The sequence below is a fragment of the Nocardiopsis exhalans genome (genome assembly GCF_024134545.1).
Lineage (GTDB): Bacteria > Actinomycetota > Actinomycetes > Streptosporangiales > Streptosporangiaceae > Nocardiopsis > Nocardiopsis exhalans.
This window is the reverse complement of the sequence record NZ_CP099837.1, coordinates 7,414,172-7,428,644: the sequence shown is the minus strand read 5'-3', so window position 1 is coordinate 7,428,644 and position 14,473 is coordinate 7,414,172. Positions and strand designations below refer to the sequence as shown.

13 protein-coding genes are annotated in these 14,473 nt (G+C 67.7%); 3 read left to right on the top strand and 10 right to left on the bottom strand.

Annotated elements, in window-relative coordinates:
* Positions 1 to 31: 31 nt before the first annotated feature.
* From pstA to trxA, 7 genes are all read right to left on the bottom strand, one after another.
* Entirely contained in the window at positions 32 to 937 is a 906-nt protein-coding gene (pstA, locus tag NE857_RS33250; protein ID WP_254419173.1) for a phosphate ABC transporter permease PstA, read from the bottom strand.
* Positions 934 to 1,938 (bottom strand): phosphate ABC transporter permease subunit PstC, encoded by a 1,005-nt coding sequence (gene pstC, locus NE857_RS33245; protein ID WP_017583764.1) that lies wholly within the window; start codon positions 1,936 to 1,938, stop codon positions 934 to 936. Before pstC ends, pstA begins: the two co-directional genes overlap by 4 nt.
* Before the next feature lie 111 nt (positions 1,939 to 2,049).
* Positions 2,050 to 3,228, bottom strand: a complete 1,179-nt coding sequence (gene pstS / locus NE857_RS33240) for a phosphate ABC transporter substrate-binding protein PstS (RefSeq protein ID WP_254419172.1) — start codon at positions 3,226 to 3,228, stop codon at positions 2,050 to 2,052.
* Positions 3,229 to 3,616: 388 nt separating this feature from the next.
* Positions 3,617 to 4,402, bottom strand: coding sequence for a response regulator transcription factor (locus tag NE857_RS33235; RefSeq protein WP_254419171.1), 786 nt, complete (start codon positions 4,400 to 4,402; stop codon positions 3,617 to 3,619).
* A gap of 54 nt (positions 4,403 to 4,456) precedes the next feature.
* A complete protein-coding gene (gene pstB / locus NE857_RS33230) occupies positions 4,457 to 5,329 on the bottom strand; it encodes a phosphate ABC transporter ATP-binding protein PstB (protein WP_254419170.1) in 873 nt (290 codons plus the stop codon).
* 321 nt (positions 5,330 to 5,650) lie between these two features.
* Positions 5,651 to 7,585 carry a hypothetical protein gene (locus tag NE857_RS33225; RefSeq protein ID WP_254419169.1) on the bottom strand — a complete coding sequence of 645 codons (1,935 nt, stop codon included), beginning with the start codon at positions 7,583 to 7,585 and terminating at the stop codon, positions 5,651 to 5,653.
* A gap of 440 nt (positions 7,586 to 8,025) precedes the next feature.
* Positions 8,026 to 8,445, bottom strand: coding sequence for a thioredoxin (trxA, locus tag NE857_RS33220; protein WP_221318935.1), 420 nt, complete (start codon positions 8,443 to 8,445; stop codon positions 8,026 to 8,028).
* A gap of 231 nt (positions 8,446 to 8,676) precedes the next feature.
* Between trxA and NE857_RS33215 the strand changes: the two genes are divergently transcribed.
* Both NE857_RS33215 and NE857_RS33210 read left to right on the top strand, forming a co-directional pair.
* On the top strand, positions 8,677 to 9,024 hold the full coding sequence (locus tag NE857_RS33215) for a YidH family protein (protein WP_254419168.1): 348 nt from the start codon (positions 8,677 to 8,679) through the stop codon (positions 9,022 to 9,024).
* Positions 9,021 to 9,392 (top strand): DUF202 domain-containing protein, encoded by a 372-nt coding sequence (locus NE857_RS33210; RefSeq protein WP_254419167.1) that lies wholly within the window; start codon positions 9,021 to 9,023, stop codon positions 9,390 to 9,392. The genes NE857_RS33215 and NE857_RS33210 overlap by 4 nt, the downstream gene beginning before the upstream one ends.
* Positions 9,393 to 9,813: 421 nt before the next feature.
* On the opposite strand, the gene NE857_RS33205 is transcribed toward NE857_RS33210, so the two are convergent.
* The 3 genes from NE857_RS33205 to NE857_RS33195 all read right to left on the bottom strand — a co-directional run bounded on the left by NE857_RS33205 (position 9,814) and on the right by NE857_RS33195 (position 12,529).
* Positions 9,814 to 10,797: an NAD-dependent epimerase/dehydratase family protein gene (locus tag NE857_RS33205; protein WP_254419166.1), complete on the bottom strand. Its 984-nt coding sequence runs from the start codon at positions 10,795 to 10,797 to the stop codon at positions 9,814 to 9,816.
* A 97-nt stretch (positions 10,798 to 10,894) separates the two neighbouring features.
* Positions 10,895 to 11,608, bottom strand: a complete 714-nt coding sequence (locus NE857_RS33200; RefSeq protein WP_254419165.1) for a PIG-L deacetylase family protein — start codon at positions 11,606 to 11,608, stop codon at positions 10,895 to 10,897.
* 111 nt (positions 11,609 to 11,719) lie between these two features.
* On the bottom strand, positions 11,720 to 12,529 hold the full coding sequence (locus NE857_RS33195; protein ID WP_254419164.1) for a WbqC family protein: 810 nt from the start codon (positions 12,527 to 12,529) through the stop codon (positions 11,720 to 11,722).
* 278 nt (positions 12,530 to 12,807) lie between these two features.
* Between NE857_RS33195 and NE857_RS33190 the strand changes: the two genes are divergently transcribed.
* The gene (locus NE857_RS33190) at positions 12,808 to 14,361 is read left to right on the top strand and encodes a glycosyltransferase family 2 protein (RefSeq protein WP_254419163.1); all 1,554 of its coding nucleotides are present in this window, start codon (positions 12,808 to 12,810) and stop codon (positions 14,359 to 14,361) included.
* The last annotated feature ends 112 nt before the right edge of the window (positions 14,362 to 14,473 follow it).

Below are 14,473 nucleotides of genomic sequence, written 5' to 3'. Positions count from 1 at the left end.
GTGGAGACGACCGTTCTGGAAGAGCCGGGACCTACGCGTTGGTCGAGGCCTTGGAGCCCACCCAGCGGGCCAGCACGGTGAAGGCCAGCACCAGCACGAACAGGCACAGCGCCGCACCCCAGGCGCGGTCGATACCGGCCTCGAAGGGCTGCGTGGCACCCTTGTACAGCTGCATCGGCACAGCGCCCTGCGGGTCGCCCTGGAAGGAGGTGACGATCAGACCCGAACCGAAGGCGGTCAGCAGCAGCGGCGCGGTCTCACCGATACCGCGGGCGATCGCCAGCATCGAACCGGTGGTCAGACCGGGCGCGGCGGCGGGCAGCACCGTGTGCACGATGGTCTGCCACTTGCGCGCCCCCAGGCCGTAGCTGGCGTTGCGCATCTCGTTCGGAACCAGCCGGAGCATCTCCTCGGCGGACCGGGTGACGATCGGCAGCATCATCACTGCGATGGCCACCGCACCGGCGAAGGTACCGAAGCCCAGGCTGCCCCAGCCGATCACCAGCAGGCCGTAGACGAACAGACCCACGAAGATCGACGGGATACCGGTCATCACGTCGGTGAAGAAACGGATCGAGGAGGTGAGCCGGTTGGGCCCGTACTCGACGATGTAGACCGCCGTGGCGATACCGAACGGGATGGACATCAGGACGGCCAGCGCCATGATGTACAGCGTGCCGAAGAACCCGGCCGCGTAACCGCCGCCCTCGCGCCGGGGCGGGGGTTCGGTCGCCGTGATGAAGTCCAGGTTGACCACGCCGATGCCGCGCCGGGTCACCTCGAAGACGATGAGGATCAGCGGGATCATCGCGATGATCATCGCGGCGGTCAGCGCGACGGTGGCGCCGCGGTCCTTGAAGCGCCGGTAGGAGGAACCAGGGGGGCGCTGGCTCAGCGGGACGTGCTTGCGCGGGGGAGTCGAGGTCATGGTGCTCATACGGCGGCGTCTCCCGTCATGCGTCCCAGACGCCAGACGATGACGCGGGCGAGGATGTTGACGATCATCGTGACCAGGAACAGCGCGACACCGATGGCCATCAGGGCCGTCCTGGACTCGGGGGTGGCCTCGCCGAAGGTCGCGGCGATGTGCGAGGCCATGCTGCTGCCGGTGCCGAACAGGCTCGTACTCCAGGACTGGGAGCCGCCGATCAGCATCAGGACCGCGATGGTCTCGCCCAAGGCGCGACCGAGGCCCAGCATGGCGGCGGCCACGATCCCGGAGAAGCTGGCGGGAAGTACGACCTTGCGCAGGACCTCCCAGCGGGTGGAGCCCAGGGCGTAGGCGGCCATGCGCTGGTCGATCGGGTGCACCGCGATGACCTCGCGGATGATGGCGGTCATGATCGGCAGGATCATGATGGCCAGCACGATCCCGGCGGACAGGTAGCCGACGCCGCGGATCGGGCCCTCGAAGAGGAAGAACCAGCCGAGCACGCTCTCCAGGAACTCGAAGAACGGCCGGAGCACGTTCGGCAGGAACCAGTGCAGGCCCCACAGGCCGAAGATGACGCTGGGCACCGCGGCGAGCAGCTCCACCGTGTAGGAGAGCGGCTTGGCGATGCGGCGCGGCGCCAGGTGGGTGAGGTAGAAGGCGACCATGATCGCCAACGGCAGCGCGATGGCGATCGCGATGGCCGAGGTGACCAGGGTGCCGTAGATGAAGGGCCACGCGCCGTAGGTGCCGGTGATCTCGGTGCGGGAGTTCCCGGACTGCCACTGCTCACCGGTGAGGAAGCCGAAGAAGCCCTCCTTCACGAAGACGGGCCAGGCTTCGGAGGTGGTGCGGATGACCATCAGGGCCAGCAGCACCAGCACGATGGTGCCGCAGGCCGCGACCGCCCACTTGAAGAGGGGGTCGGCGTACCTGCCCTTGCTGGACCTCAGCGTGCCCCGCCGGGGTTCCTCGGGGGCCGGGGCCTCGGGGGCCTCAGTGGACATGGTGCTTCTCCTCTTGATGGCTTTCGTGGGAGTGGGAGAGCGGTCGTGGTCGCCCCCGAGGGGGCGGGGTCCGGGGCCGGGGCGAACCAGTCGCCCCGGCCCCGAGAGGTGTTACTCGTCGGAGTCGCCCTCGGCGCCCTCGTCAGCCTCGGTGTCCTCGTCGGCGTCCGCAGCGCCCTCGTCACCGGCGCCGTCGCCGTTGTCGGCGTTGGTGCGCTGGATCTCGGCGAGCACGCGGTCCTTGAGCTCGTCACCCAGGGGGGCGTAGCCCAGCTCGGCCACGACGTCGTTGGCGACGTCGTCGGTCAGCGCCCAGGTCCAGAAGTCGATGATGGCGTCGGCCTCGGCCTGGTCGTAGCCGCAGGTGTAGGTGAAGATCCAGTTGGTACCGGCGATCGGGTAACCCTCACCGCCGATGCCGTCGATGCTGAAGCGGAAGTCCTCGGGGATCTCCGCCTCCTCGGAAGCGGCGGTGGTGGACTCCAGGGTCGGAGCGATCGGCTCGCCGTCCGCGTTGATGATGTGGGCTGCGGCCAGACCGGCCTCCTGCACGAAGGCCTGGTTCACGTAGCCCACGCCGCCCGGGTTCTGGCTGATGCCCTGGGCCACGCCGTCGTTGCCCTGACCGCCGACCAGGCCGGGGGCCCAGTCGATCTCGCCACCGGAGCCGTACTCGTCAGCCCACCAGTCCACCTCGGTGGACAGGTAGTGGGTGAACACCTCGGTGGTGCCGGAGCTGTCGGAACGGTGGACCGGGATGATCTCGTCGTCCGGCAGGTCCATGTCCGGGTTGAGGTCGGCGATCGCCGGATCCGTGTAGTTGGTGATTTCACCGGCGAAAATGCCGGCGACGGCCTCCGCGTCCAGGACGATGCCGTCCAGTTCGGGGTTGTCGAAGGCGACGACGACCGAACCGAAGACGACCGGGAACTGGAGGGCCTCACAGCCTCGGGTGTCGGCGGCGACCTGCAGGTCCTCGTCGGTCAGGTAGCGCTCGGAGGAGCCGAAGTCCACCGTCTGCTCGAGGAACTGCTCGATACCGGCACCGGAGCCGACGCTCTGGTAGTTGATGCTCACGCCCGGCTGCACGTCCTGGCTGTAGGTGTGCATCCAGTCCTGGAAGAGCGGGTCGGGGAAGCTGGCCCCGGCGCCGGTCAGCGAGGCACTGAGCTCGGCGTCGGTGGTGCTGGCGGAGCCGTCTCCGTTGTCACCGTTGTCGCCGTTGCTGCACGCTGCCGCGAGCAGGGGGATGGCCGCCAGAACGGCGAGCTTGGAACGCCCGTTGCGCATGTCGTAGTTCTCCTCGTTGAATCACCGCTGTCGGGGCTGACGTGAAACGACACTAAGCGCGGTGAAAGTCGCGGCGTCATCGAAATAGAGGCCGTTGGATAGAAGAAGGGTGAATGGCAGGTGAATGACAGTTACCGTTTGATAACGGCTACTGGGTGTCATGGTGCGGGTGATCTCCGGTGAGTTCGAATCATCCGCTCTGACCTGCCTGTATGGCCAGTTTTTCGGATGCTTGGCGTGACTGTGGCACACGGGAAGGTGACAACTTCGATTTCTGGAAGCTTCACCTTGGCGTTGGTTTCGAAAAAGGTGACGCGGACATGACTGACGGGCCTCACCGGTATTTTCCGGAGGGCCCTCGAAGCGGCACTGGATTCCCTGCGGGCGATTACCCGCCGTTCGCCGTGTCCAGCCGGTAGCCGATGCCCCGGACCGTGTGGATGAATCTGGGCTGGGACTCGGAGTCGCCCAGCTTGTGCCGCAGACGTCGGATGTGCACGGCGATCGTGTTGTTCACCGGGGGGAGGGGCTTGTGCCAGACCTCGGTCCACAGCTCCTCGCGGCTGACCACTCTGCCGCTGTGTCTGAGCAGGAAGTCCATGATCCCGAACTCCCGCAGGGCCAGGTTGACCGGCTGCCCGTCCACGAACAGCCGGTGTCCCAGCGCGTCCAGTTCCAGGTCGCCCGAGCGCAGCGCCACCGGATCGCCGGTCCCCGTGACGGGCGAACCCTCCGGGCCGGGGAGCGAACCACGCAGCAGCGCCGAGAGCTCAGGGATGCGGTAGGGCCGGTTCACGCAGGCGGTGGCCCCCGCGGCCAGCGCCCGCATCGCCCGCTGCGAGTCACCCGGCCCCACCCCGATGAGTATCGGGATGTCCATGGCCCGCCGGGTCACCCGCACCAGCGTCTCCAGGTCCACCTCGGGCGGGGCCGCGTTGGTCAGCAGGGTGTCCGGACGCACCATCCCCACCCGGAGCAGGGCCTCGGCGCCGTCCACGCAGACCGTGATGTCCACGTCGTGCCCGCTCAGCGAAAGCACCAGCTGGTGCGACTGCTCGGACTCCGGCTCGACCAGCAGAACCCGCAGCGGACCCTCCGTACGCCGCACCCGCACCTCGTCGTCCGGCGCGCCCGAAGGCGGGGGAACCGGCGCTGAGGAGGTGATGGCGGGCATGGGCGGGTCCACTTCGTCGAGGAGGGCGAGGGCGGGTGGAGCTCGACCGCTCGGCTACCCGAAACGGCCCGAGATGTAGTCCTCGGTGCGCTGGTCTGCGGGCTTGCTGAAGATCGTCGCGGTCTCGTCGAACTCCACGAGGCTGCCGTAGCGGTCACCCACCTCGTCCACACCGGCGGTGAAGAACGCCGTGCGGTCCGAGACGCGGGCCGCCTGCTGCATGTTGTGGGTGACGATGACGATGGTGAACTCGGCCGCCAGCTCGTACATCAGGTCTTCGATCTTGAGCGTGGCGATCGGGTCCAGGGCCGAGCAGGGCTCGTCCATGAGGATGACCTCGGGGTTCACCGCGATGGTGCGCGCGATGCACAGGCGCTGCTGCTGACCGCCGGAGAGGGCGAAGGCGCTCTCCTTCAGCTTGTCCTTGACCTCGTCCCACAGCGCGGCCTTGGTGAGGGTCTCCTCGACCAGGTCGTCCATGTTGCCGCGGACACCGTTGATCCGCGGGCCGTAGGCGATGTTGTCGTAGATGGACTTGGGGAAGGGGTTGGGCTTCTGGAAGACCATCCCGATCCGGCGGCGCACCTCGATCGGGTCGACCTCGGGGGCGTAGAGGTCCTCGCCGTGGTAGGTCACCCTGCCCTCGATCCGCGCACCGGGGATGAGGTCGTTCATCCGGTTGAGCGTGCGCAGGACCGTGCTCTTGCCGCAGCCGGACGGGCCGATCATGGCGGTGATCTGGCGCGGGCCCACCTTCAGGTTCACGTCGCGGACGGCCTTGTTCGACCCGTAGTAGATCGACAGGTCGGAGATGTCGAAGACGGGGTCACCCAGGTCGGGCACCTCGCGGTTGTACCGGACGGTGTCGGGGGCGATGCCGCGGCCGGACTCGGTGCCTCGCGGGGTCGCGGTGTTGCTGACAGACATGGGGCCACTTCCGGGTCGGACGGAGCTCGGTGTGCGCGTGAGGGGTGAAACCCGCTGAGCGCGGTCGACTCCCATGCAAATATGTCCGCGTGAAGCCCGGGTGAACGAACCCCGTGGCCAAGGTGAACGTGGGCGGTGGAGTAGGAAGCCCCCGGTGACATCTTGGTGTCGTCCCCGGTCAGCCGGGAGACCGGCGGTGGTGGGGAGCGGCGTCGGCCTGTCCTGGCCGTGGCGGAAACGGGACTCCCTCCGCCTGGAGCGCTGGGTCCGGGCCGCCTGTACTCGGGACTGACCCGGACCACCGAAGGGTCTTGGGTCGGATCAGACGGTGACCACCAGGTCGGGGCGGGCGGCGGCGGCCGCTCGGAGCAGCCGTATCCGGTGTTTGGGCGGGGTCTTGACGACCGCCAGTGTGAGCGGTTCGTGCGCGCTCGCGGGCGGTTCGTTGATCGCCCGGTTGTTGAACTCGCACCAGGTCGGCACCGCGGAGAGCGCGTCGGGGTGGTGCATGAACACCTTCATCAACCGTTCGCTGCCCGAACCCACCCGGTCCTCGCGGATCATCCGGATGCCCGACCACGGCAGGTGCGCGGTGCGGCCCTCGAACCACAGGAACGGGTCCTGGACCAGGGTGATCCCCGCTCCGTCCACGGACACCCCCTGGTGGGTGAAGCAGCGCGGCATCGCCCGCAGCGACCAGATGCTCAGGGGAATGGTGACCAGGGGCATCACCACGAAGCCGCCGATGCTCTCGCCGACCGCCCCCTCGGTGAAGAGCATGGAGAGGAACCCGGCCATGATCACCCAGAAGTACAGCAGGATCGCCGCGCCGATCGCCCACGCGCCGAGCCTGCGGGGCCGAAGGTTCACCCATTCGGTGGGGGCGTTCGTGGAGTAGGCGGACCTCCGGGGCGCATACCCCTGCTGCTCGGCGTGCCAGGCCTGCCGCTGACGGGCGTCGTGCTCCCGGACGGCGCGCTCGGCGACCTGCTCTCGGAAGAGGTCGGGGCGGGTCTGGCGCAGGTGCCTCAGGAGCTGGCGCGGTGAGGCGGAGTTCTCCAGGTGGAACAGCAGCACCGGACGGCTGGAGGCGGTGAAGCTCCATTTGCTCTCGCCCGCCATGAGCAGCCGGGCCCAGACGGGGAGCCGCATCTCGTGGTCGGTGCGGTGCAGGTGGAACTCCACCAGGGTGAGGGTGGGGCGCTTGCGTCGCCTCCGCTCGTGCGAGTCGATGTGGTGGACGTCCTGCCAGCTCACGTGGGACCGGTCGCCGCGGAACCACCACATCCGGTCCCGGTAGGTGCTGATGCCGTACTGGTCCAGTTGGATGCCCTGCCGGGTCCAGTAGTGGGGGAGGCTGACGACCAGGAACCAGGCGTAGACGAGCGCGGCGAGGACGATGACCCCGGGCATGGCCATCGGCAGCAGCGTGGTCAGGCCGTCGGAGGCGGACCATGTGCTCAGCAGGACCGTGATCGGGGCGCCCATGATCACGATCGCCAGGAGGGTGAAGAACATCTTCGCGGACCAGTCGGACCGCTTGCTCGCCCGCAGTTCGAAACGGGTGTCAGCGGTGAGCTGTGGGTGGGCTGCCCGCGGGTGGGCGGCCTGGGTGTGTCCGTGGAGCTGCCCGACCTGTGGGCCGTGGCTGCCGGGGCCGCCCGGGAAGCCGGGCCCGGCCGGAGCGCCGGGCTGGGAGGCGTGTGTGGGCAGCGGGGCCTCGGCGAGGTCGGGGCGCCAGGAGCGGATCGCGCCGATGAGCCGCTGGTACTGCTCCGGTGTGGCGGTGAAGTGCAGCCGTGCCAGCGGGCTGTAGTCGTCGCGGTCGGGGCTGTCCGCCCCCTCGGCCACGTGGGTGATCCAGGTGGGGGCCAGCTCCTTGGGCGGGGTGCGCCGCAGGTAGAAGGAGAGAACGCGTACGAGGGACGCGCTGTCCCCGGGGGTGTCACTGGCCTGAGGGCTCCCCGTCGGCCCCGCGCCGCGGGCCGTCACCAGCTCGTGCCAGGGCAGGTTCAGGGTCCGGCCCTTGAACCACCACTTGGGCTTCTGAGTGAAGGAGATCCCCCGGCCGTCCACCGAGATGCCCTGTTCGGTGGTCACCCTCGGGATCCCCCGGATCAGGAAGAAACCGATGGTCAGAGAGGCGGCCAGGACCGCGATCACGTGGGCGAAGGCCTCTCCGTCCTCGGCGGTGGCCGCCATCATCAGGGTCATTCCGAGCATGAGGATGACGACGACGGCGCCGCAGCCCCACATACCGCGGCGCTCCTTACCGAAGTCCTCCCACAGCGGAGCGGGTGGCGCCTGGGGCGGGTACGGCGGCGGGCCGTGGGGATTCGGCCGGGGCGGCACCGGGTTTTGGGGATCCGCGGGCTGCATGTGGTTCGGGTGACCAGAGTGGCCCCCGTGACCCTGGGGAGGGGGAAACATACGCACAATTCTGGCAGCGCCACCTCGGTTACGCCGGTCGGAGGCCGCACCCGGCCACCATTATCGGCGCCCCGAACACGCGTGTTCACCTGGGGTGATGTCATTGGGTCCCGGTGCCGTTCCGGGTTTGGGGCCTTGCCCCGGGTGCCGTCCGGTCCGCACCCCGACCTGAAAGCCCTGTTCCGTCGGGGATACACGCACGACCGCCCCGACGGTCCCGGGCCGGTGCGGCGTCGGGGGTCGGGGCGGTCGGTTCGCGGAGCGCGCTACTGCGCGGTCTCGCCCTGCTCGGCGATCTTCTTCTTGACCTCGTCCATGTCCAGTTCCCGGGCCTGGGTGATCAGGCTCTCCAGGGCCTCGGAGGGGAGGGCGCCCGGCTCGTTGTAGATGACCGTCTGGTCGCGCACGATCATCAGCGTCGGGATGGACTGGATCTTGAACTCGAAGGCGAGCTCGCGCTGGGCCTCGGTGTCGACCTTGGCGTGCACGATGTCCTCGTGCTTCTCCGAAGACTTGTCGAACACCGGGGCGAACTGGCGGCAGGGACCGCACCAGTCAGCCCAGAAGTCGATCAGGACGAAGCTGTTGTCCTTCAGCGTTTCCGCGAAGTTGTCTTTGGTGAGTTCGACGGTGGACACGTGGTCTCCTGCTCTTCGTTCGTCTTGTTGGTGTCGACCGGTGGCCAACTGCCATCCTCTTGGGTGCTACAGCGGTAGTGCCCACTTGTTTGTTCCACATGCCTCGCGGGTGGTTCGCACCCACCTCGTGAGCTGGTGGTTTCCGACACAACACGTGTTGCATACCTGTTTGGGAGGAAAGGCGACACATGGTTAGTGTCGGTTCACGGGGCACGGGTTCATTGTGGTGACCGGAGCTCCTGTTGTGGGCCGAACACCGAAACAACCCGAGGGGGACCCATGAGCACGGAGGTGCCCGAGGGTGAACAGGCCGTGGACTACCGCTTCACCCTCGCCAACGAACGTACCTTCCTGGCGTGGATCCGGACGGCCCTGGCCCTGCTCGCCGGTGCGGTCGCCGTGCTCCACCTGCTCCCGCTGGCCTGGGACGAGACGCTCCGTACCGTGGTGGGGCTGCTCCTGGCGGTACTCGCCGCAATCGTGACCGTCTACGCTCCGGTGCGCTGGTACCGCGTCCAGAAAGTCATGCGCCGCGGCGGGAACCTGCGGATGAGTGTTCTCCCACTGATCACCACGTTCGCCGTGGGGCTGGTGTGCCTGGTGGTCCTGCTGGGGAACCTGCTGTGAATCCGAGTGAGGAACGGCGCGACCCCGGCCTCCAACCCGAACGCACGCTGCTGTCCTGGCAGCGCATGCTGATCCTGCTGGCCCTGGTGGGATTGCTCTACCTGCGCGGCCCGCTCGAACCGGGATCCACCGTAGTGCCCGAGGTAGCGCCCCTGCTCCGGGTGGGCTTCATGGGCTTCACCCTGCTGTTGGGCGCGGGCCTCGGACTGCACCTGTGGCTGCGGTGGCGGCGCACCTCCCACGGGGTACGCGATCCGCGGACGGGGCAGCCACCGCTGAGCGTGGCCAGCCCCTGGGCCATGGCCGTGCTGTGCACGGGTGTCATGGCCATGACGGTGACCGTGGTGGCCACGGTGCTCGTGCCGTGAACCGCAACGGCCTCCTGCGCACCTGGGCGGTCGACCGGTGAACCTGTGCGGTACCCGCGCCCTGCCTGTGTGCGGGCCCTTGAGTGCGGGAGGGCCGCACACAGGGTGTGCCGTGCGGGGCACCGTGTCCGTGGCTATGCCCTGAACGGGCGCGGCCGCTGGGGCCGAGGGGCCTTGTGAGGGGCCGGGGGAGGGAGGGGTCGGCCGTTCGGCTTGCTGCTGCCCTCTGGCGGGCGGGTGCCGTGTCGGGTCCACGAGGCGGGGACCGGGCCTCGTGACCTCCCCTCTCATTGCTGTGTTCTCGCTGTTGGTGGCTGTGGGTCTGCTCGTCTCTGACGGGTAGCGACCGGCGGGGCGGTCGGAGGAGGGTTCTTCCGGGGCGGTGGGCACCCGGGGGGACGTCCTCCCGTCAGCGGCCCGCCTAGACCGGCGCCGGGACCGAGTCGGCCGAACGGCGGTGCTCGACGATGGAGCCGATGATGTCGTTCAGGTCCCGCGTCGGCTCGAAGCCGATCAGCCGTGTGGCCAGGGAGGTGTCGGGGTAGCGGCGCTGCATGTCCTCGTATCCCTCTCCGTAGGCCTGGTCGTAGTCGATGTAGGAGATGGCACTGCCGGAACCGGTCAGCTCCACGACCCGGTCGGCGAGCCCCTTGATGGAGACCTCCTCGCGCCCGCCCAGGTTGACCGCCTGGTTGTAGGCCTCGGGGGTGTCCATCAGCTTGGTCAGCTGGGGGACCACGTCGAACACCGAACCGAAGCAGCGGCGCTGGGTGCCCGTGCCGTAGACGGTGATGGGCTCGTCCGACAGTGCCTGGTCGACGAACCGGGGAACGACCATGCCGTACCTACCGGTCTGCCGCGGCCCCACCACGTTGAAGAAACGGGTGATGACGCAGGGCACGCCGGACTCCACTCCGTGGACGTAGGCGACCAGCTCGTCCAGCCCCTTGGCGGCGGCGTAGGACCAGCGGCTCTTGGTCGGCGAGCCGTAGATCCGGTCGTCGTTCTCCTTGAGGCCGTCGGCGTCGTTCTTGCCGTAGACCTCACTGGTCGAGGCGATCATGTAGGGAACGCGGTGCTTGACCGCGGACTCCACGATGTTCTCGGTGCCGTGCAGGTTGATCCGCAGCGAGCGCAGCGGGTTGTCGACGATGTTGTAGACACCCACCGCGGCGGCGAGGTGGAACACGGTGTCCGCCTCCGCGACGAGCTCGTCCACCAGTTCACGGTCCAGGATGTCCCCCTGGACGAATCGCAACTTGGCGGAGCCCTCCAACTGGGACAGGTTCGACAGTGAACCTGTTGAGAGGTCGTCGAGCACGATGACCTCGTGTCCCTGCGCGACCAGGTGGTCGCACAGGTGCGAGCCGATGAACCCGGCTCCTCCGGTGATGAGAGCCTTCATGGTTTCCCCTCCACTGTGGGCGATGTAGATTCTCTGTTCTTCACGGGGGATGGGTCTTCGTGTGACAGGTGGGGAGTTCTTGCGTCGTCCTGGCTGTTCAGGCCAGATAGCGCAGGACGTGGTAGCCCTCGCCGAAGGCCACTCCGGCCTGCATGCCCCTGAGAACGGCGAGGCTGCGCAGGGTGAGGTCGGAACGGGTGTGCGGGTGCTCGTGGCTCTGGGAGCCGTACAGCTCCATGCCGTGGAGCTTGGCTGCCAGGTCCTCCTCATCGAGTTCCACGATGAGGTTGGGGGACTGCACGGGCTCGGTCCGCCACTGGTCGGCGGCCTCCTCGTAGGCCAGCACCAACCGCGGGTGGTGGCGGAGCCGGGAGTTGGAGGGGCGCAGGGCGGTGTGCACCGCCCTGGCGGCGGCCTGGTGGTCCTGGTTGTAGCTGGTGTGGTGCGGTACGAGCACCACGGTGGGCTTCAGGCGGGCGATCGAGAGCGGGCTCTCCCGCTCGATCAGCTGTGTCAGGTCCACCCGGGGGACGGAGTCCAGCCTCAGGTGGTGGGTGTCGCCCGGCAGCGCCATGTGCCAGTCGTCCCAGCGGAAGTGCTCGGAGGCCTGCTTGATCTCGGTGTAGCGCTCCTCGGCGGTGGAGAAGCCCTTCGGGGACTGGTCCGCGGTGTCGCCGACCGTCAGGAACTGCACGAAGACCTCCGCGCCCGCGCGCTTGGCCTTGTGCATCAGGCCGCCGCAGCCGAGGGTCTCGTCGTCGGGGTGGGGGGAGTAGACCAGGAGACGCTCCTGTGACCAGTCCGTCGTCATGCCTGTTTCCTGTCCTTTGCCGAATCTGGGAAGCGATCGCTTGTCACCCGTGCCGTCGGGGCCGCTGCGCCCGATGGCACGGGCGGGCGGTGTCCCGCTCGCTGATCGGTTTCAGCCGCGGGATCTTGCCTGTCGGAGCACGTGCAGCGCGTCCGGTCCGGCGTTGAGTAGGAGATCGATCGCCGACAAGCGGGGCACGAATGCGTCGGCGGGGCCACGCGTGTGCTGCGGGTACACCGGGTGGTTGAAGTTCTGCCACTCGATGTCGACCCCGTGGCGGTGCATGATCTCGGGGTCCAGGTAGTCCCTCGCGCCCTCGCCGGAGAGCAGGGTGTCCGCTCCGGCCTTGGCGCAGATCTGGGCGAGCAACTCACTCTTGCGCCCTAGGAAGTCCCCGAGCTCGCTGGCGCGCAGGATCGGTGTGTCGATGCCGAAGCCGCGGGTCAGCACGCGGGTGGTCGCTATGGCCAGTTCTGCGAGGTCCTCCCACTCGGTCTCGTACACTTGGGCGATTTCTTCGCGGTAATCGGCCCAGTAAGGGGCCTTGCGGTAAGAGTGTTCAGCGATTGCTCTGTAGTGCTTGTCACGCCATTTCTGTGTGTTGTCTATCTTCTTGTCCCGGATGAGCTCGTCACGGCTCGCCTGGGTGACGGGCACGGTAAGCAGTACTGGCTTGCCGTGACCGGCGATGTGGTTTCGGTTCTGCCAACCGCGACGTTCGAACTGAACCGTGTCAAGCATGACGAACCAGTCGGAACGGTCAATCTTGTCGATCAGGCCCAGCCAGGGCCAATAGTGCGGCTGGTGGACAGCCGCCCGTACCCGATCGGTGCCGTCACCGGTAGCGGCGTTGTTCCCGTGGTCGGGATCTGGGTTGTCGTGGGCAGGATCCGGCGAGGGGGGTCGTGAGCCGCCGATCACGCCTGGCGTCCTCCTTCTCTCTAGGGGTCATGTTCACCGAGGATTTACCAGGAACCGGTACGTTCTTGGATAAATCTGGGTAGGGGCGACCTCCGGCGCCTCGTCTCAAATATCTTCTAATGGGTACCACCTCACGCAAGCCCATGTATACGATTTGCGTGGCCTACATAGGACGCGAACTCGGGTGAACCCCCCGGTCGCGGAAGGCGTCAACCTAACGCCGACTTTGCGGGTTAATGTCGGTCCGAAACCGATAACATTCGGAGGGTCCCAGGGCTGTGCGTATCGTGCGATTCATCGGCGGGCTGCTGACCGGGCTGATAGCCCTGGTCCTGGCTGTCGCACTCTTTGTCTACTGGTTCGACTTCGCGTCGTCCATGGCCGCCGCTGCGGGGATCGGAGCCCTCGGCTATGTCTTCCTGTGGATGGCCTTCGGCCTGAACCTCCTGCTGTGGACCGTGGCCGGCCTGCTCAGGCTGACCGAGGGCGGGATCCGAAAGGCCCTGGGCAGAAGGCCCGAGGACCTCCAGCACACGGCGGTCACCGGTGGACGCCACCGGGAGCGGGTCCTCGTGGGAGCGGGCGGGCCGGGCGGCGACGTCGCGCTGGCCGAAAGCGGCCCCCATGCCGGTGCCGCCAACGGCGCCGTCAGCAGGGTGGAACCCGGCGGCGACCTGACGGAGCAGCGCCTGACGGAGATCACCATCGCCGTCATCATCCCGGCGCACAACGAGGAGCCGGTGATCGACACCGCGATCTCCTCCGCGCTGGGCCTGTTCAACCGCTGGGACATCTACGTGGTCTCGGACTCGTCCAAGGACGCGACCGCCGAGATCGCGGCCAAGACCGGCGTGAACGTCCTCGAACTCCTCACCAACCGGGGCAAGGCGGGGGCCATCGAAGCGGTCATCGAGGAGTTCTCCCTGACCGAGAACTACGACGGCGTGCTGATTCTGGACGCCGACACGGAGCTCGACGCGGGATACGTGGAGGGCGCCAAGCGTCAACTGCTCGATCAGGACGTGGCCGCCGTCGCGGGGTTCGTGGTCTCGGAGTGGAAGCCGAAGGAACGCAACATCATCGGGCGGATCATCTCGGCCTACCGGGACCGCCTGTACTTCATGCTCCAGTACTTCATGCGTTTCGGTCAGACCTGGAAGCGCGCCAACACCTCCTTCATCGTCCCGGGGTTCGCGAGCGTGTACCGTAGCCGCGCCCTGCGGGAGATCACCGTCAACCCGCCGGGGCTGGTGATCGAGGACTTCAACATGACCTTCGAGGTGCACCGCAAGCGCCTGGGCCGGATCTCGATGCGGCCGGACACCAAGGCCTACAGCCAGGACCCGTTCACGTTCAAGGACTACCGCAAGCAGGTGGGCCGCTGGACGCTGGGTTTTTGGCAGACGGTCCGGCGCCACAAGGTGTGGCCGAGCTTCTTCTGGGTGGCGCTGGCGCTGTACATCATCGAGGTCGTCCTGGTCTCGTTCCTCTTCCTCGTCACCGTGGCGATCGCGGTGTTCGTGCTGATCGGCACGTTCGGCGGGGAGGCGGTGGCGGGGCTGCCGTACTTCTCCGACGGCTTCACCGCGGTGACGGCCTTCCTTCCGCTGACCGCCCTGATGATCGGTCTGCTCGTGCCCGACTACATGCTGACCTGCGTCATGACCATGGTCCGGCGGCGGCCGTCGTACCTCTTCTACGGCCTGTTCTTCTTCCCGATCCGCGTCGTGGACTCCTACCTGGCCCTGCGGATGATCCCGAAGGCCTGGACGGCCAAGTCCGACGGGCGGTGGAGCCCGCCGACCCGCGTCAACAACAAGGACAAGAAGTAGGCCCGGTCGGCAGTCCGATCGTGACCCATGTCCAGCCCCACCGGGCAGACCCGCTACGAACTGCGAAAATGTGAGATTGTCCGGGCACGGTCACCCCGAGGACCCGCCGTGC